The sequence below is a fragment of the Cyanobium sp. Morenito 9A2 genome, from assembly GCF_024345575.1.
GTDB lineage: Bacteria > Cyanobacteriota > Cyanobacteriia > PCC-6307 > Cyanobiaceae > ATX-6F1.
In genome coordinates this window covers 1-16,450 of sequence record NZ_JAGQBJ010000018.1, presented here as the reverse complement: position 1 = coordinate 16,450, position 16,450 = coordinate 1, and the positions used below count along the sequence as shown (strand labels likewise).

The following is a 16,450-nucleotide window of genomic DNA, read 5'->3' as shown; positions in this document are numbered from 1 at the left end:
GTCTGTAGGGGATGCCACCGATCAGAGCGCACCGTACTTCCACCGCAATCCGAAGAGCAGAATCAGGGCCAGGGCACTGCTTAGATCCAGCGCCAGCGTGCCCCGGGGCGCCTGGCGCAGGTCCTGGGGGGCCATCCATAGGCCACCCCTGGCCAGCAGGGCTTCGGCCCCCTGCTCGGCGCGCAGCAGCACGTTGGCCAGCAACCGCTCCCCCACGGCCAGCACCAGACCCAGGGAGGACTTCCAGCCCAGGCGCCGCAGGCTCACCGCCCGGGTGGAAACCGAGCGCAGCAGGTTCTGAAACTCCTCCTGCACCAAGGGCAGGAAGCGCAGGGCCAGCAAGAGGGTGAAGCCGAGCCGTTCCACGGGCAACCCCAAGCGGCCGAGGGGGGCGATCGACCAGCTCAAGGCCCAGACCAGTTCCTCCGGCGGGGTGCTCAGCAGCAGCAGGTTGGCGCTATGGATCACGGTGAACAGGAGGGTCGCCCCGTTCAGGCCCAGCTCCGCCGATCGGCGGCTCACCACCAATGGACCCAGGGGCAAGGGACCCAGCGTCAGAGGGCCCCAGCGCAGCAACTCCCAGGATTCACCGCTGCGCGTCGCCGGCGGAGCTCCAGGAGGCACGGGCTTCAGCAACAGCTCCGCCGGCGGACGGTTGAGCTGGCCCGCCGCGCCTTCGCCGACGGGAATCAGAGCGGAGAGAAGGCCCACCAGCAGGGTCAGGGCGAGCAACAACGGCAGGCTGCGTCTCCAGAGGCGCCAGCTGAGGCCACTGAGCGCGGTGACCAGCAGAAGCAGGCCCACCAGGGCCAGACGCCAGCCGGGGCCCGCCAGGATCGGGGTGACAAGGAAGGCAATGGTCCAGGCGAGTTTGAGGCGGGGATCAAGGCGGCGCAGCCAGCTGCTGGTGCCATCGACGTACTGGCCGATGGGAAGCTGCCGAAGCCAGTCCATCAGCGGCCGCCCGATTTCCCCTGGGATTTGGCCAGATCGCGCTCGGCGTCGCGCTGCTGCTTGCCGCGCCAGAACAGCTTCAGGGGTGAACCCTCGAAGCCCAGACCCTCGCGGATCTGGCGCTCCACGTAGCGGCGATAGGTCTCACCAAACAGTTTGGGGTCATTGACGAACAATGTGAAACTCGGGGGCCGGATCGCCACCTGGGTGCCGTAGTAGATGCGACCCTGGCGCCCGCCGCGGCTGGTGGGGGGCGAGCGCCAGCTGACCGCCTCCTGCAGCACCTCGTTCACCACGGAAGTGGTGACCCGACGGCGGTGCTGCTCCACCGCCAGAAAGGCGAGCGCGAAGATGCTTTCCACCCGCTGGCCGGTGAGGGCGGAGGTGAACAGCATCGGTGCCCAATCGAGGAAGTAGAGCTTGGCGCGGAGTTCCTTCTCCATCGCGGCCATGGTGTGGCTGTCTTTCTCGATCGCGTCCCACTTGTTGACCACCACCACGCAGGCGCGGCCGTCTTCTTCGATGCGGCCAGCCAGGCGCTGATCCTGTTCGGTGACACCATCGAGGGCATCGATCACCAGCACGCAGACATCGGAGCGCTCGATCGCCTTGAAACTGCGGTTGATGCCGAAGTATTCCGGCCCGTAGCTGACGCTGCGGCGGCGGCGGATGCCGGCGGTGTCCAGCAACTTCCAGGTCTTGCCCTCGCGCTCGAGGGTGGTGTCGATCGTGTCGCGGGTGGTGCCGCGGATCGGGCTGACGATCGCCCGTTGCTCACCGCAGATGGCATTGAGCAGGCTGGATTTGCCGACGTTGGGGCGACCGATGATCGCCAGCTGCACGGGTTCTTCGGTTTCCACCTCCTCGGTGGCGGGCAGGAAGGCGATCACCTGATCGAGTAGATCACCGGTGCCGGCGCCGTGGATGGCAGAGATCGGATGGGGTTCCCCGAGCCCCAGGGCCCAGAAGTCAGCGGCCATGGCCAGGCCCGCATCCGGTGACTCGCACTTGTTCACCGCCAGCAGCACCGGGCACTCCCTCCCCCGCAGCCATTCAGCGATCGTCTGGTCGGCGGCAGTCAGGCCCTGCTGGCCATCGACAATCACCACAGCCACCGTGGCCTCGGTCAGGGCGAGGTTGGCCTGCTCGCGGATCTCCGGCAGAAATTCGCTGTCGTCATCGAACACCAGCCCACCGGTGTCCACAACCCGGAAGGTGCGATCACCCCAGAACCCTTGCTGGTAGGTGCGGTCGCGCGTCACACCCGGCTGATCATGAACGATCGCCTCACGGCTGCGGCAGAGCCGATTGACCAGCGTGGATTTGCCCACGTTGGGACGCCCGATGATGGCGACGACAGGGAGCGCCAAGAAAACTTATCCGTACAACAGTTGCGTCCTTTGACCCTACAGAGGGGCGCTGCTGGTTTCTGTCGCAGGGCTGGCGGGGGGGTCCCGCAACGGCGGCAGCTCACCCTGCTCCGGCAGGCGCTCCCCAAGCCCAGCCAGGTGGGCCAGCAGCCAGTTCACCGCCGTGGCCCGACGCGTGCGGCGGGGATAGAGCTCGCCGATGCGGTACCCGGTGAAGCCCAGTTGCTCCTTGAGCAATTGCTTGTGGGGCGCCGGAATCGAACGGGTCAGGCGCACGCTCGGGGGGCGCTCGGCGATCAGCTCAGGCGCCACGGGGTAAGCCTCAGCCCAGTCGGCGGGGGTGGCCGCTCCGGCCCGCCACCCCCCGGAAACGGCACCCTCCGGTACGTAGCCAAGCCGGCTCCAGACAAGTTCGCAAACAAAACGATCGCTGAGCCGGTCGGCCAGCACGGCCTCCAGCAGGGCTCGGCTCAGGGGGTAGGGATCAGGGGCCATGGGCGGCCGCAGGGGCGAGCGGGAGAATGGCCTTCCATTGTTTCGCCCCGCGTTCGGTGAGCCCAACGGCGTCCCCCCGCTTTGACCCCACGGTTCTTGGCCGAGCTGGGGCAGGAGCGGCTGATCTGGTGCTGCCGGGCCGGGGCACCCCAAGGGTCCTGACCTGCCGGGTGCTGCAATCGCCCCTGGCTGGGGTGAGCGACCGCATCTTCCGCGGCCTGGTGCGCCGCTGGGCCCCTGGAGCGCTGCTGTTCACCGAGATGGTGAACGCCACGAGCCTGGAGCTGGGCTTCGGCACCCAGAAGGTGGAGGAGCTGGCCGACGAAGAGGGGCCGATTGGGGTGCAGCTGTTCGATCACCGGCCCGGTGCCATGGCCGAGGCGGCCCGCCGGGCCGAGGCCGCCGGTGCCTTCCTGATCGACATCAACATGGGCTGTCCGGTGCGCAAGATCGCCCGCAAGGGGGGCGGCAGCGGCCTGATCCGTGATCCGGCGCTGGCCTGCCGCATCGTCGAGCAGGTCAGCGCCGCCGTGGCGATCCCCGTCACGGTGAAAACGCGCCTGGGCTGGTGCGGCGATTCCGCCGATCCAGTGGGCTTCGCCCGCGCTCTGGAACGGGCCGGCGCCCAGGCGCTCACGCTCCACGGCCGCACGCGGGCCCAGGGGTTTTCCGGTGCGGCCGATTGGGGGGCGATCACCCGGGTGAAGGCGGCTCTGACCATCCCGGTGATCGCCAACGGCGACATCAACGGCCCCGATGACGCCCTGCGCTGCCTTGAGCAGACCGGGGCCGATGGCGTGATGGTGGGCCGGGGCACGATGGGCGCCCCCTGGCTGGTGGGCCAGATCGATGCCGCCCTGCGCGGCCGTCCGGTGCCCCCCACCCCCGGGGCCCTCGAACGCCTCCGCCTGGCCCAAGAACACTTGCATGCCTTGGTGACAGCCAAGGGCGACCACGGCCTGCTGATCGCCCGAAAGCACATGGGTTGGACCTGCCAGGGCTTCCCTGGAGCCGCCCAGTTGCGTCACGCCCTGATGCGAGCGCCCGATCCAGCCCAGGCGGATGGGCTCTTGGAGCATGCCGCCCAGGAGCTCAGCCCTCAGGTGGGAGGCTGAGCCGGGGGCGGACAGATGCGCGCCTCAAAGTTGCAGCCAAAGATCACCGGTTTCTGCCAGCTCAGCGGAATCTCGAGCAGATCCCGCGTGCCGGTGATGGCCAGCACCGCCAGCAGCACGGCCGAAAGCACGCCGGCCGTCACATGCAGCCGCCGCATCCGCAGGGAACGGAAGATCTCCTGCTTCGCCGCCGTCGCAAACAGCAGCAGACCGACCAGCGCCACCCCGGCCCAGTAATGGGAACTCCAGAAAGCACCGCTCAAGGGGTTGTCGGAGAGGCGCCAGATCTCACCCTGACCTCCCAAGCCAAGAATCCCTGCCCAGGTGAGCAGGGCAAAGCTGGCACGCAGGTTGGGTGTCTTCACCCGCCAGAGGGCCAGCAGACTCGCCAGGGTGCCCGCGATCACCAACACAAGAAGGGCGAAACGCGGCGCGCCGCCCGCGAACGGGGGGGAGGGGGCGAGGAACCGGCTCGCGTAGGAGTACAGCAGCGCCACCAATACGGCCACCACCACCCCGGTGGTGACCCAGCGGCCGTGGTCGGCATGCTCCACCCCCACGCTGGGAGGCAGAGGATTGATCTTCAACCGCCGCTCCCGCGCCAGGATCCCCAGGCGGATCGTCGCCCCCACCACGGGATAGACGAACAGGATGATCAGCACCGGGTGCAGGAGGCTGAACCAGTCGATCGCCGTCATCGTTCGCGCTTCAGCAGGGGTTAGGGAAGCACCGGGGGCCAGCCCTGGCGCACCAGCACCAGTGAAAAGTAGGGCTGCGCCTCTGCCGGCCACTGATCCGCGGAACACACCTGTTGATCGGGCCAACCCAATCGCCGGGCGAACAGACTGCTGGCCAGCAGCCCCCGCTCCTCCAGCAAGGGACGCACCCAGGGCCAGCGCTGGCCCAGCTTGAGCAACGCCAGCACCGCCCCCGCCCCTGCCGCTTCCTCCAGCAGCCGGCCCAGTTCGCCGGGGGTTTCCGGGGTCGGCCGGATCCAGAGCGGCTCCTGCTGCAGGGCCAGGGGCCAGGCCCCCGCCGCCCCGGCCGCCGCCAGGGCCGTGATGCCGGGAATCAGCTTCAGCGGCAGCTCCGGATGACTCTGGCGCAGGGCCAGCAGCACGTAGGAGGCGCTGGCATAGAGCGACACATCGCCTTCGCAGAGCAGCACCACTGCGGAGCCCGCCGCCACCTCGGAGGCCAGGGCTTCAGCGGCGGCACGCCAGGCCCGTTGGCGGGGTTCGGCCTCCTCCACCATCGGAAAAACCAGGGGCAGGCGGCGCTGGGCAGGGGCGATCCAGGGGGCGGCGATGCGGGCCGCCATGCCCTCGGCCTCCGGTCGGGCCACGGGATAGGCCACCACCTCGGCCCCGCGGATCGCCCGCACCGCCGCCACCGTGAGCAGCTCCGGGTCCCCAGGCCCGACCCCCACCAGGGTCAGCCCCGGGTTCGGCGGGGCCCCAGGCCCCTTGTCCTCCAACACACACGGCCAACGAGGGCTCTCTTTCTAGGCTCAGCCCCACCGCACCGACGCCCCGATCCCATGAGCCGCCTGACTATTTACTCCGACGTCAGCAACGCTGAGGCGGCCGCCATCCCCCTGCAGGAGAGCAACGATCCCGCCGAGATCACCGGCCTGCTCAGCGACCGGGGCATCGGTTTCGAGCGCTGGCCCCTGCGGCCGGAGCTGCCGGAAGGGGCGGGCCCCGAAGCGGTGCTGGAGGCCTACGCCGGGGAGATCGAGCGCGTGCAGGCCACGGGCAGCTTCCCGACTGTGGATGCGATCCGGCTGGGACCAGACCATCCCGACCGGGTCGCCCTGCGCCAGAAATTCCTGGACGAGCACACCCACGGTGAAGACGAAGTGCGCTTCTTTGTCGAAGGCAGAGGCCTGTTTTGCCTGCACATCGGCGCTGAAGTGCTTCAGGTGCTCTGCGAGCAGGGGGATTTCCTGCGGGTGCCCGCCGGCACGCGCCACTGGTTCGACATGGGCAGCGCCCCCCGTTTCAGTGCCCTCCGTTTCTTCGACAACCCCGAAGGCTGGGTCGCCACCTTCACCGGCGATTCGATCGCCGAGCGCTACCCCCTTCTGGATTAAGGCGCTCAGCTGTGCATGCGGGGCTCGGGATGCAGGTTCGCCAGCCGTTCCGCTTCGAATGTGGCCAGTTCCCCCAACCGGCGCACCAGCTCAGGCCGCGGCCAGCGCCGCTCACAGAGCACCCAATAGAGCCCAAAGTGACGGGCCTCGCTGGCCAGCAGGTCGCCGTAGAGATCCGCCAGCTCGGGATCCAGGCTGTGGGCCGCCAGCAGGGCCATTCGTTCATGGCTGCGCGCCTCGATCAGGCCCGCCACCAGCAGGCTGTCCAGCAGGCGCTCCGGTTCCTGACGCCGCACCTTTCCCGCAAGGGCGGCGCCGTAGGGAGGCGCCGCCAGGGGCCGCAGGGCCACGCCCCGGCGCTGCAGCAGGGCCAGTACGTGCTCGAAATGCTCCAGCTCCTCCCGCGCCAGGGGGCTCAGGGCCTCCGCCAGGGCGGTGTCGGAGGGGTAGCGGAACATCAGTTGCAGGGCCACCCCAGCCGCCTTGCGCTCGCAGTGGGCGTGGTCGATCAGCACCAGATCGGGATGGGCCAGGGCCTGCTCCAGCCAGGCGGCTGAACTGGCCTGGGCCAGCCAGCGGATGCGCGCCGTTTCCGGCGCTGGGGCAAGGGCACTCATGGCTGGGCGCGCAACCGTGCCACCAGGCCTTCGAGCCCGAGCCGGTAGCTGTCGGGCCCGAACCCGGCGATCACACCGATGGCCTTGTCGGCCAGGGTGGAATGGTGCCGAAAGGGCTCCCGGGCGTGGGTGTTGCTCAGGTGCACCTCCACGAAGGGAATCGCCACCCCCAACAGAGCATCCCGCAGGGCGATCGAGGTGTGGGTGTAGGCACCGGCGTTGATCACAATGCCGTCACTCACCCCCCGGGCCAGGTGGATCCGATCCACCAGAGCGCCCTCGTGGTTGCTCTGGAAGGTCTCCAGTTCCGCCCCCAGGTCCCGGGCCCGCCGGGTCAGGTCGCCATCGAGCTCGGCAAGGCTCTGGTGACCGTAGAGATGGGGCTCCCGGGTGCCGAGCAGGTTGAGGTTGGGGCCATGCAGCAGCAGCAGATGCATCGGGAAGGTCGGCTGGTAAGTTCTTGCGGTGTGGTTCGGGTCGGTGCCCGAGTGGTTAATGGGGGCGGACTGTAAATCCGCTGGCTCTGCCTACGTTGGTTCAAATCCAACCCGGCCCACCTTTCCACATGCCCTTGTAGCTCAGTGGTAGAGCACTCCCTTGGTAAGGGAGAGGTCACGAGTTCAAATCTCGTCAAGGGCTTTTTTACGGATCACCCGGTCCCCCCGAAATCCAGGGTCCCTGAATCGTTCATCCAGCCCAGGCCTCCCCCCTCAACACAGGCCGATGGGGAAAACCTGACGAAACGTTCATGAGGAACACACGCTGCCAGGCGTTTCGATGGCAGTGTGAAGAAAGGTTGTTTGGGCGATCCCCCGTCCCAACGGCCCCTGGCCACCCGGCCCGCGCCTCACACCGCCCATGGTTCATCTCCAGGCCCTAACGGCCCACGATCCCCTCACGCCCCTGCGGCGCTGGATCGATCGGTTCGAGCCGCGAAGCCAGCCGGTGGCAAGGCTGCTGGTGAGGCTGATCCCCGGAAGCTGCCCCTTTGAGCGGGATGTGACCGTGCTTGGCCGTCGCGTGCTGCACATCCCAGCCATGTGCAAACTCAATCCCCTCTACGACCAGGTTGCCGCCCTGCGGTTCCGCTGCTTGTGCTTCCTGGAGCTCGACGCAGGCGGGCAACCCCTTACCTGAGCACGCCCCGGCGCTGACCTTGTCAGGCTGAGCTCCTCCAGGGCCCTTCGCCATGTCCGCCAACGCGCCGCTCCACCTTCCCCTGGAGGATCTGCGAGGTCTCGTTCAGGGCGGCCACACGCGCCCCCTCACCTGGCGGTTCACGCAGATCGGGCGACTGGAACGGCTGATCGATCAGCATGAGAGGGTCATCCTCGAAGCCCTGGCAGCCGATCTGGGCAAACCGCCGCTGGAGGCCTACTTCGAGCTCGCCGCGGTGCGCTTCGAGCTCAAGCTCACCCGCCGCAGGCTGCGCCGCTGGATGGCGCCCCGGCCGGTGTCCGTGCCCCTCAGCCAGCAACCGGCCCGGGCCTTCGTGGTGGCCGAGCCCCTGGGCTGTGTGCTGATCATCGGCCCGTGGAACTTCCCCTTCCAGCTCTGCCTGCAGCCGCTGGTGAGCATCCTGGCGGCCGGCAACACCGCTGTGCTCAAACCCTCCGAGCACGCCCCCCACACGGGTTCCCTGCTGGCTCAGCTCCTGGAGGACGCCTTTCCTGCGGACACCGTGGCCGTTGTGCTGGGGGATGGGGATGTGGCCCAGGACCTGCTGCAGGAGCGCTTCGATCACATCTTCTTCACCGGAGGCGCAAGGGTGGCGCGGCTGGTAATGGCGGCCGCGGCGCGCCACCTCACCCCTCTGACCCTGGAGCTGGGGGGCAAGAGCCCGGCGATCGTGCTGGCCGATGCCGACCTGGAGGTGAGTGCCCGGCGGCTGATCTGGGGCAAGGGCCTCAACGCCGGCCAGGCCTGCGTCGCCCCCGACCACCTGCTGGTGGAAGCCAAGGTCCGGGAACCCTTCCTCGCCCACCTGAAGGCCGAGATCGCCCGCCAATACGGCGACGATCCGCTCCAATCCCCCGACCTGCCCCAGATCGTCAACACCGACCAGTTCGAGCGGCTCAGGGTCCTGCTGGAGAGGGCCCGCCAACGGGGGCAGGTGCTGGCCGGCGGCCACCTCGACCCCGCCGGGAGGCGCATGGCCCCCACGCTCCTGGCGGTGAGGAACGGCGAGGATCCGCTGATGCAGGAGGAGCTGTTCGGCCCCCTGCTGCCGATTCAGACCGTGGGATCTCTGGATGACGCGATCGAGGAGGTCAACGGACGCCCCAAGCCGCTGGCGCTGTATCTGTTCAGCCGCAACCCCCAGGCCCAGGAACGGCTCCTGGCGCGCACCAGCTCCGGGGGCGTGGTCTTCAACGATGTGGTCGTTCAGGCGGCCGTGCCCCAGCTCCCCTTTGGTGGCGTGGGCGAAAGCGGCATGGGCAGCTACCACGGCCAGGCCGGCTTCGAGGCGTTCTCCCACCGGCGCAGCGTGCTGAGGAGGCCGTTCTGGCTGGATTTGCCCTTGCGTTATGCCCCCTATGGCGAGCGCCTGGGCCTGGTGAGGCGCCTGCTGGGATGAATGACAGAACCAATCCATGGCCCTTGCCCCCTGGCGCCCCGGGCGGGGCTCCTTAAGGTTCGTCCAGCTGATCGACCTCGATGCGCCGAGCGCTTGCTGCCCTCGCCCTGGCCCTGCTTCTCCCCTTGCCTGCTCTGGCGGGGAGCTACACGGTCAAGCCTGGTGAAACCCTCTCTGAGATCGCCGAGCGGTACGGCGTCTCGGTGGAACGGCTGCTCAAGCTCAATGGCCTCAAGGACGCCAACAACCTGCAGGCGGGCAGGAAGCTAGTGGTGCCTGGCGGCAGCTCCACAGGCGGGGGCAGTGGCAGCAGGCCTGGAGGCCATGGCACCTACACGGTGAAGCCCGGGGACACCCTCTCAGAGCTGGCCGACCGCTTCGGCGTCTCGGTGGAGCGCCTCAAGCAACTCAACGGACTCCAATCAGCCAGCGACCTGCAGGCCGGCAGCAAGCTGGTGGTGCCCGGAGCAGCCAGCGCCAGCGGACCCAGCCGCTCCAGCGCCGGGGGCAGCAGCACCTACACCGTGAAGCCCGGGGACACCCTCTCAGAGCTGGCCGACCGCTTCGGCGTCTCGGTGGAGCGCCTCAAGCAACTCAACGGACTCCAATCAGCCAGCGACCTGCAGGCCGGCAGCAAGCTGGTGGTGCCTGGAGCAGCCAAACCATCCACGGCGACTGCAGCCAAGACCAAACCGGTGACCAAGGGGGCCAAGGAGCACGTGGTGCAGCCGGGCGAAACCCTCTCCCAGATCGCCGAGACCTACGGCGTATCGGTTGATCGGCTGACGGCGCTGAACAACATCAAGGAACCCAATGCAATCCCAGCCGGCAGCCGGTTGAAGCTCTCCAGCGGCAGCGCACCCGCCAGCAAGCCAGCTCCCGTGGCGTCGAAGCCCAGTCCAGCGACAAAGCCAAGTCCAGTCGCGAAGCCCAGGCCCAAGCCGGCCCCGACGGTGGCCAGCTCCGAGTCGGCTCCCGGTCCCCAACCAGCACCTGTCGTCACTCCCAAGCCAAAACCAGCCCCCGCGGCGGCGACCCCAGCGGCCACGGCTGCCCCTGCGGCGACCGCGCCAGCCACCGTGGCCCCAGCCACCAGCCGGCCCGTGGTGACCAGCCGCCCCGCTCCAGTGGCACCCACGCCCAGGCCCGCGAGCACCCAACCAGCCGCCGTGGCCAAAGCCAGCACCCCCGACTGGCGCACCTACGGTCCCCTGCAGGTGGATTGGGCCAATTGGCAACCGATGGGCGGAAGCTTCGTGGCCCCCAGCCTCAACGGCGACGGTCAACCCCTCTACCTGGCCATCAACTGCACCGCCCGCAAGCTCAACGCCACCGGCCAGTCGGGGGCCTGGAAAACCTGGGATACCCCCCAGACCAACTTCGAGTCGCAACTGGTGAGCGACCTCTGCAAGGCGAAGGGCCTCTGAGCCCCCTCAGGCGGCCCAGCGCAGGGGCCAGGGTTGGCGCAGGTAACGGCGGCCCGCGGGTCGCAACCACAACCGCTGGCCGCCGTCGTCACTCTCGGTGATCAGGTCCTCCTGGATCAGGCGCCGGGCCAACCAACGCCAGCGTTCCTCGGGGGAGCTGCCCTCGCCAGAGAGGGTTTCGCCGAGGGCCCTTTGATCCACGCCATCCCGCTGCTCCAGCAGCTCCAGCACCTGGCCCACCTGCGTGGTCCAGTCCCGCTGCATGGGCCGTGAGCGGCAGGCGTCACAGCGGCCGCAGGGGGGCACCAGCTCTCCCACCGCCAGCAAAAGGGCCTGCTCGCGGCACGCTTCCCCTTCGGCCACGGCCTCCATCCGACGCAGCTGCCGATGGGCCAGCTCCAAGCGCACCTGCTCCTGCTCGCGCACCTCGGGGCTGAGCTGATGGCCCGCCGCCCTCATGGCCCAACCCAGGCTGGCGCGATCCTCCGGATCGAACAGCACCAGGCAACGGGCCGGCGATCCATCGCGCCCTGCTCGCCCCGACTCCTGCAGATAGCCCTCCGGAGTCGCCGGCAGGTCCAGGTGCAGCACCAACCCCACATCGGCTCGGTCCACTCCCATCCCGAAGGCCACCGTGGCCACCAGCACGGGCGACGGGTGCTCCTGGAAATGGCTGAGCGCCAGGCGCCGGCTTTCCGGGTCCATGCCGGCGTGATACGGATTGGCCTCGATCCCAGCAGCGGTCAGCTGCACGGCCCAGCGTTCCACCGAGCGGCGCGTCCGCGCATAGATCAGTACCGCCCCCCGAGCAGCGCTCACCGCCTCAATCACCATCTGCAGAGGTTCCTTGGGCCGCCTGACCATGGCGTAGGTCAGGTTGGGGCGTCGGGCGGAGCGCACCTGGATCAGGGGGCGGCGCAACTCCAGCAAGCGAATGATGTCGGCGCGCACGCGCGGGGCGGCCGTGGCACTGAGGGCCACCAGGGGCACCCCCGGGCACAGGCGCCTGAGCTGGCCGAGCCGACGGTAATCGGGGCGGAAATCATGGCCCCAGGCGCTGATGCAGTGGGCCTCGTCCACCGCCAGGGCCACCAGCTGCCCCTGCTCCAGAACCTCTTCCACGAGCTGACGGGTGGCCTCCCCCCAGAGCCGCTCAGGCGCGAGATAAAGCACACGCAACTTGCGCTCCCTCAAACGCAGGATCAGCTGACGGCGGGCGGGCAGATCGAGGCCTCCATGCAGGCAGGCGGCGGCAATGCCGTGCCGCTGCAGGTGGTTCACCTGGTCATCCATCAGGGCCACCAGAGGGGAGATCACCAGCACCAACCCCTGGCGCACCAGGGCCGGCAGCTGATAGCAAAGCGACTTGCCGCCGCCGGTGGGCAACACCGCCAGGCAATCGCGGCCCTGGAGCAGGGCCTCCACCACCGACCGCTGGCCCGGCCTGAAGTCCTCCCAACCGAAATGGGTCTGGAGCGCGCCCACCAGCGGATCCGCCCGCTGCGGTTCCATCAGCAGCGGTTCCGTCCGCGACGGATCTTCGCTGGCTGCGGCCGATGGCACCACCACCCCATCCCTGGCGACGCTCGACCTTAATCGCCCCCAGATCTGGGGGCGTGGGGGCTCAGGGCAGGGGCGGCGCCTCCAGCTGGTCGGGCGACTCCTCCACCAATTGCAGCCGCACGCGCTTGCCACCCGCCAACTCCCCCAGGGACACGCGCAAGGTGGCCCCACTCAGGCTGCCCAAGACCTGGAGAAGCTCGCGCAGGTGAGGTGTGCTGCTGCCGCTCTCCACCCAGAGGCGCTCCTGCAAGCCCCCGAGGCGCCGCCAGCTGGTGTGGAGCTTGAGCACCGCACTCTCCAGCTGCTGGGCCTGGCCCACGGCATCCGCCAGGAGCCCGAGGGCATCGAGACGCTGGGCCTCCTGCATCGCCTTCTCCAGGTCCAGCTCCCCCTGCTGAAAGGCGCGAACCGCCAGGCCCGCCTCGGCCGCCTTGGTCAGCCAGCGGGCCGTGTTGGTGACGTCCTTGACCCGCTCCAGCTCCGGCTCCTCCCGCAGCACCCGGCGCAGGTCCTCCTGCTGGGCTTCCGGCAGCTTGGAGAGCTCCCGCACCAGGGGCGCGACCGCCCGGGGGGGCAGAAGGTTCTCCTGGGTGCGCTGGCGGATCTCCTCCGGCAGCAGCGGACTGGTGGCGGCGGTGAACTCATCGGTGAGCCGGCGTACCTGCTTGCGGGTGATCTGCTGGCCGTCGTTGGCCGCCTCACTGATCATGAGCTGCACCTCTGGATCGGCTTGGGCCGTCTCGAGGAAGGCCCGCTTGGAGAAGTTGTTGACGCAGTCCGCCTCCAGGGGACCGTCCCCCACCAGGCTGTCGGCGGACTCGGCCAGCTGAATCAGCCCGTAGGCGCGGGTCTTGCTGATCTCCTGCTCCCTGAGCCACTGCAAAAAGCCCGTGCCCCGGCCCTCGCCGCCCCGCTTCTCCCGATCGCGCACGGCCCGCAGGATCCGACCGCGCCAGATCTCGGTCTGCAGGTCGAAGCGATCGCACACGGCCCAGGCCTCCTCCAGCCGGGCCATGAACTCCATGGTGCTGATGTCGTCCTGCTCCGGATCGGGTAGATCCAAAATCAAGGAAGGGGCTTCCAGCACAGGCCATCGGCAGGGGAGGCGATCGTGCCACGGGGGCCCGGCCCGATGGCAGGCCGACCCTGGCCCGGTGCGCGATCCAGGGGCAGCGACATTTCGTGACGGCCTCGCCCTACAGGCCGAAAAGGAGGGGTATGGTCCCTTGGACAGCAACACCCTCCTCAACGCAGCGATGGCCATCTCCCGCGGCGACAAGGTGCGCATCCAGCGTCCTGAGTCCTATTGGTTCAACGAAGTCGGCACCGTCGCTTCGGTCGACACCTCCGGTATCCGCTACCCCGTGGTGGTTCGCTTTGAGAAGGTGAACTACAGCGGCTACAGCGGCTCCGAGGGCGGCATCAACACCAACAACTTCGCTGAAAGCGAGCTGGTGAAGGCCTGAGGCCAGCCCTCCAAGGGCCCACGGGGTAAGAACTACAGCCCACGCTCCCATCCCTGATCCGCCCGCCGGATCAGGGATTTCTTCATGCTGTGCCAATGGGGAGCCTCCTTGCCTGAACTGCCTGAAGTCGAAACCGTGCGACGCGGCCTGGAGCGTCAACTCAAGGGGTTCCGCGTCGATCGTGTGGAGGTGCTCAGGGCGCGGGCCATCGCCGCGCCCAACGACTCAACGATCTTTCGCCTGGCCCTGGAGGGCTGCCAGGTGGGGGCGTGGAGCCGCAGGGGCAAGTACCTGCTGGCGGATTTAGGGCGAGACGGTGCCCAAGCCGGGACCTGGGGTGTGCACCTGCGCATGACCGGTCAGTTCCTTTGGCTGGAGACGCCGCGCGAGCCCTGCAGGCATACCCGCGTGCGTCTCTGGAACATCCAGGGCCACGAGTTGCGCTTCGTCGACCTGCGCAGCTTTGGCGAAATGTGGTGGGTCCCCGCCGGCTTGCCCCCCGAAGCGGTGATGACCGGACTGAAGAGGCTGGGCCCAGAACCCTTTGGAGCGGAGTTCAACGCGCGGTACCTCAAACAGCGCCTGGAGGGAAGCAAGCGCTCGATCAAGGCGGCGTTGCTGGATCAGAGCCTGGTGGCCGGTGTGGGCAACATCTACGCCGATGAGTCCCTGTTCGCCGCCGGCATCGCTCCGGCCACGCCCGCCGGGGAGGTCGCGACCCTCCAACTGGAGCGTTTGCGACGGTCCCTGGTGGAGATCCTGGAGACCAGCATCGGAGCCGGTGGCACAACCTTCAGCGACTTCCGCGACCTCTCAGGCACCAACGGCAATTATGGCGGCCAGGCCTGGGTTTACCGGCGCACGGGTGAGCCCTGCCGCCGCTGCAGCACCCCCATCCAGCGGGAGCGCCTGGCGGGCCGAAGCACCCATTGGTGTCCCAGCTGCCAGCGCTGAGCCAGGGGTGGTGGGCTAGAAGGGAGCCCTGCGCTTTTCTGCCGTGACGGCCCATCTCGCCAAGGAGTTGACCGCCACCATGGCGGCCATCCAACGCCGGGGCTGGTGCGATGGCACCGGTGGCAATTTCAGCTGCGTGCTCCAGCGGGAGCCGTTGCAGCTGCTGATGGCTCCCAGCGGTGTCGACAAAGGTTCGGTGGCCCCTGGGGACCTGATCGTGGTGGATGGCGAAGGACAGGTGCTCCAAGGGGACGGTCGCGCCAGCGCCGAGACCCTTCTGCATCTTGAAATCGTGCGTCGTACATCTGCAGGAGCGGTGCTGCACACTCACTCGCAGGCCGCGACGTTGCTGTCGCGCTCCACCTTGGCAGCGGGTCATACGCAAAGCGCTGCGAACGGGGCCGATGGGTTCGTTGTCGTTGAGCAATTGGAGATGATCAAGGGCCTCGAGGGCCTCCACACCCACGACACGCGCGTGGAGCTGCCCGTCCTAGCCAACGACCAAGACCTCAGGCGACTCAGTGGGCGGGCCGGCCCGCTCCTGGCGAAGGCACCCCAAGGGCTGTTGATCGCTGGCCATGGGCTCTACGCCTGGGGGGATGGGCTGTTCAGTGCACGGCGCCACCTCGAGATCCTGGAGTTCCTGCTGGAGCAACACTGGCGCCAGCTCTTGCTCGATGGGCTCAGCCGCCTGCCCATTCGCAGCGTTTGACCATGGCGCCTGTGCAAGCCTCCATGTCCCAGATCACCCATCTGCTGCTCGACATCGAAGGAACCACCTGTCCGGTGAGCTTCGTGGCAGAGACCCTGTTCCCCTTTGCCAGGCGCCATCTCAAGGGTTATCTCGAACGCCATCGTCAGGAGGCAGCTGTGGGCGCCTTGCTCGAGGAAGCCGAAAGGGCCAGGGCCAGCGATCCTGAGGCTTCAGCCATCGGAGCCGATCAAGAGTCCTTCCCTCAGCTGGTGAACTATCTGGAGTGGCTCATGGATCAAGACCGCAAACTCACCCCACTCAAGCAACTGCAGGGACTGATCTGGGAGAGCGGCTATGCCAGCGGCGAACTGAAAGCGCCCTTGTTTGAAGACGTGTGCCACGCTCTATCGACTTGGTCCAAAGCCGGTCTCACGCTTGCCGTGTACTCATCAGGATCAGTCAAAGCCCAGAAATTACTCTATGGGCATACCACAGATGGAGATCTCAGTAGTCTTTTCAGACATTGGTTCGACACACGAACAGGACCGAAGCAAGCTTCAAAAAGCTATCTCACCATTGCCAAGGAGATGGGCACCGAGCCCAGCAGAATCACCTTCATCAGTGATTCGGTAGCTGAACTCAAGGCCGCCCATGGCGCAGGGCTCAAGGTGATCTTCAGCGACCGACCAGGCAACCCCGGGCGTCAGAGCAATGGGTATCCAGTGATCACCCGCTTGGAGCAACTGACCCTTGACCAAGACATTCCCCGATGATGATTGTGCTCCAACTCGCCGTGATGCCTGCCCAATTTGCCTCTTCCACCATGGGTAAAGTAGGGCCATCGTCACCAGTCCAACAACCTGGAGCAAATGGGCGAGCAGGCCATCCATGGCCATGGGACCCACGATGGTTCGACTCAAACGGTGGAAGAGCCTCCAGCGCTGCATTCGGCCATGGTTCAGACTGTAAAAGTCCAAACACAAGGAAGCCACCCTTTCGGGTGGCCTTCTCTCCATCTCACTCGCGCTACTCACTCCTTACGGATGATCGGCAACTTGAGCTGATAGTCTTGGATGAAAGTTTTACCTGGCATCGAGCTATTTTTGCAGGAAGCTACCCTCC

18 protein-coding genes and 2 tRNA genes are annotated in these 16,450 nt (G+C 67.6%); 11 read left to right on the top strand and 9 right to left on the bottom strand.

Annotation, left to right across the window (positions count from 1 at the left end; all coding sequences use genetic code 11):
• Positions 1-21 precede the first annotated feature (21 nt).
• From KBY88_RS15205 to KBY88_RS15195, 3 genes are read right to left on the bottom strand one after another with little or no spacing between them, the layout of a single operon-like run.
• Positions 22-954: a CbiQ family ECF transporter T component gene (locus tag KBY88_RS15205; RefSeq protein ID WP_254940787.1), complete on the bottom strand. Its 933-nt coding sequence runs from the start codon at positions 952-954 to the stop codon at positions 22-24.
• Entirely contained in the window at positions 954-2,324 is a 1,371-nt protein-coding gene (gene der / locus KBY88_RS15200) for a ribosome biogenesis GTPase Der (protein ID WP_254940786.1), read from the bottom strand. The genes KBY88_RS15205 and der overlap by 1 nt, the downstream gene beginning before the upstream one ends.
• 36 nt (positions 2,325-2,360) lie before the next feature.
• The gene (locus tag KBY88_RS15195) at positions 2,361-2,819 is read right to left on the bottom strand and encodes a DUF1823 family protein (protein ID WP_254940785.1); all 459 of its coding nucleotides are present in this window, start codon (positions 2,817-2,819) and stop codon (positions 2,361-2,363) included.
• A 125-nt stretch (positions 2,820-2,944) separates the two neighbouring features.
• On the opposite strand from KBY88_RS15195, the gene dusB reads away from it, so the two are divergent.
• Entirely contained in the window at positions 2,945-3,934 is a 990-nt protein-coding gene (gene dusB, locus KBY88_RS15190; protein ID WP_254940809.1) for a tRNA dihydrouridine synthase DusB, read from the top strand.
• Here dusB and KBY88_RS15185 read toward each other — a convergent pair.
• Entirely contained in the window at positions 3,919-4,632 is a 714-nt protein-coding gene (locus tag KBY88_RS15185) for a DUF4079 domain-containing protein (protein ID WP_254940784.1), read from the bottom strand. The genes dusB and KBY88_RS15185 overlap by 16 nt on opposite strands.
• Positions 4,633-4,652: 20 nt before the next feature.
• A complete protein-coding gene (gene cobI, locus KBY88_RS15180; protein ID WP_254940808.1) occupies positions 4,653-5,363 on the bottom strand; it encodes a precorrin-2 C(20)-methyltransferase in 711 nt (236 codons plus the stop codon).
• A gap of 111 nt (positions 5,364-5,474) precedes the next feature.
• Between cobI and KBY88_RS15175 the strand changes: the two genes are divergently transcribed.
• Positions 5,475-6,029 carry a 1,2-dihydroxy-3-keto-5-methylthiopentene dioxygenase gene (locus KBY88_RS15175; protein WP_254940783.1) on the top strand — a complete coding sequence of 185 codons (555 nt, stop codon included), beginning with the start codon at positions 5,475-5,477 and terminating at the stop codon, positions 6,027-6,029.
• A 5-nt stretch (positions 6,030-6,034) separates the two neighbouring features.
• On the opposite strand, the gene KBY88_RS15170 is transcribed toward KBY88_RS15175, so the two are convergent.
• Positions 6,035-6,646 (bottom strand): MiaE family protein, encoded by a 612-nt coding sequence (locus KBY88_RS15170; RefSeq protein WP_254940782.1) that lies wholly within the window; start codon positions 6,644-6,646, stop codon positions 6,035-6,037.
• The gene (gene aroQ / locus KBY88_RS15165) at positions 6,643-7,083 is read right to left on the bottom strand and encodes a type II 3-dehydroquinate dehydratase (RefSeq protein WP_254940781.1); all 441 of its coding nucleotides are present in this window, start codon (positions 7,081-7,083) and stop codon (positions 6,643-6,645) included. Before aroQ ends, KBY88_RS15170 begins: the two co-directional genes overlap by 4 nt.
• 37 nt (positions 7,084-7,120) lie before the next feature.
• Between aroQ and KBY88_RS15160 the strand changes: the two genes are divergently transcribed.
• The 5 genes from KBY88_RS15160 (at position 7,121) to KBY88_RS15140 (ending at position 10,651) form a co-directional block, all read left to right on the top strand.
• Positions 7,121-7,202 (top strand) — tRNA-Tyr (locus KBY88_RS15160).
• A gap of 11 nt (positions 7,203-7,213) precedes the next feature.
• Positions 7,214-7,285 (top strand) — tRNA-Thr (locus KBY88_RS15155).
• Positions 7,286-7,504: 219 nt separating this feature from the next.
• Entirely contained in the window at positions 7,505-7,783 is a 279-nt protein-coding gene (locus KBY88_RS15150) for a Mo-dependent nitrogenase C-terminal domain-containing protein (protein WP_254940780.1), read from the top strand.
• A gap of 52 nt (positions 7,784-7,835) precedes the next feature.
• Positions 7,836-9,224, top strand: a complete 1,389-nt coding sequence (locus KBY88_RS15145; RefSeq protein ID WP_254940779.1) for an aldehyde dehydrogenase family protein — start codon at positions 7,836-7,838, stop codon at positions 9,222-9,224.
• An 80-nt stretch (positions 9,225-9,304) separates the two neighbouring features.
• A complete protein-coding gene (locus KBY88_RS15140; RefSeq protein WP_254940778.1) occupies positions 9,305-10,651 on the top strand; it encodes a LysM peptidoglycan-binding domain-containing protein in 1,347 nt (448 codons plus the stop codon).
• Positions 10,652-10,657: 6 nt separating this feature from the next.
• On the opposite strand, the gene KBY88_RS15135 is transcribed toward KBY88_RS15140, so the two are convergent.
• Together KBY88_RS15135 and KBY88_RS15130 are read right to left on the bottom strand one after the other, a co-directional pair.
• Positions 10,658-12,163, bottom strand: a complete 1,506-nt coding sequence (locus tag KBY88_RS15135) for a RecQ family ATP-dependent DNA helicase (RefSeq protein WP_254940777.1) — start codon at positions 12,161-12,163, stop codon at positions 10,658-10,660.
• A 112-nt stretch (positions 12,164-12,275) separates the two neighbouring features.
• On the bottom strand, positions 12,276-13,301 hold the full coding sequence (locus tag KBY88_RS15130; RefSeq protein WP_396103303.1) for a hypothetical protein: 1,026 nt from the start codon (positions 13,299-13,301) through the stop codon (positions 12,276-12,278).
• Between the two features lie 169 nt (positions 13,302-13,470).
• Between KBY88_RS15130 and KBY88_RS15125 the strand changes: the two genes are divergently transcribed.
• From KBY88_RS15125 to mtnC, 4 genes are all read left to right on the top strand, one after another.
• Positions 13,471-13,680, top strand: coding sequence for a photosystem I reaction center subunit IV (locus tag KBY88_RS15125; protein ID WP_254940806.1), 210 nt, complete (start codon positions 13,471-13,473; stop codon positions 13,678-13,680).
• Positions 13,681-13,788: 108 nt separating this feature from the next.
• Positions 13,789-14,634 (top strand): DNA-formamidopyrimidine glycosylase, encoded by an 846-nt coding sequence (locus tag KBY88_RS15120; RefSeq protein WP_254940776.1) that lies wholly within the window; start codon positions 13,789-13,791, stop codon positions 14,632-14,634.
• Between the two features lie 43 nt (positions 14,635-14,677).
• On the top strand, positions 14,678-15,346 hold the full coding sequence (mtnB, locus tag KBY88_RS15115) for a methylthioribulose 1-phosphate dehydratase (protein WP_396103301.1): 669 nt from the start codon (positions 14,678-14,680) through the stop codon (positions 15,344-15,346).
• 2 nt (positions 15,347-15,348) lie between these two features.
• Positions 15,349-16,101, top strand: coding sequence for an acireductone synthase (mtnC, locus tag KBY88_RS15110; protein WP_315858148.1), 753 nt, complete (start codon positions 15,349-15,351; stop codon positions 16,099-16,101).
• The last annotated feature ends 349 nt before the right edge of the window (positions 16,102-16,450 follow it).

What these genes read in the sequence shown, in the direction of transcription:
- KBY88_RS15170 (WP_254940782.1), bottom strand. Translation starts at nt 6,646, where the DNA reads ATGAGTGCCCTTGCCCCAGCGCCGGAAACGGCGCGCATCCGCTGGCTG.
- KBY88_RS15195 (WP_254940785.1), bottom strand. Translation starts at nt 2,819, where the DNA reads ATGGCCCCTGATCCCTACCCCCTGAGCCGAGCCCTGCTGGAGGCCGTG.
- KBY88_RS15135 (WP_254940777.1), bottom strand. Translation starts at nt 12,163, where the DNA reads ATGGAACCGCAGCGGGCGGATCCGCTGGTGGGCGCGCTCCAGACCCAT.
- mtnC (WP_315858148.1), top strand. Translation starts at nt 15,349, where the DNA reads ATGGCGCCTGTGCAAGCCTCCATGTCCCAGATCACCCATCTGCTGCTC.
- KBY88_RS15125 (WP_254940806.1), top strand. Translation starts at nt 13,471, where the DNA reads ATGGCCATCTCCCGCGGCGACAAGGTGCGCATCCAGCGTCCTGAGTCC.
- KBY88_RS15150 (WP_254940780.1), top strand. Translation starts at nt 7,505, where the DNA reads ATGGTTCATCTCCAGGCCCTAACGGCCCACGATCCCCTCACGCCCCTG.
- KBY88_RS15185 (WP_254940784.1), bottom strand. Translation starts at nt 4,632, where the DNA reads ATGACGGCGATCGACTGGTTCAGCCTCCTGCACCCGGTGCTGATCATC.
- KBY88_RS15145 (WP_254940779.1), top strand. Translation starts at nt 7,836, where the DNA reads ATGTCCGCCAACGCGCCGCTCCACCTTCCCCTGGAGGATCTGCGAGGT.
- KBY88_RS15140 (WP_254940778.1), top strand. Translation starts at nt 9,305, where the DNA reads ATGCGCCGAGCGCTTGCTGCCCTCGCCCTGGCCCTGCTTCTCCCCTTG.
- aroQ (WP_254940781.1), bottom strand. Translation starts at nt 7,083, where the DNA reads ATGCATCTGCTGCTGCTGCATGGCCCCAACCTCAACCTGCTCGGCACC.
- KBY88_RS15175 (WP_254940783.1), top strand. Translation starts at nt 5,475, where the DNA reads ATGAGCCGCCTGACTATTTACTCCGACGTCAGCAACGCTGAGGCGGCC.
- KBY88_RS15205 (WP_254940787.1), bottom strand. Translation starts at nt 954, where the DNA reads ATGGACTGGCTTCGGCAGCTTCCCATCGGCCAGTACGTCGATGGCACC.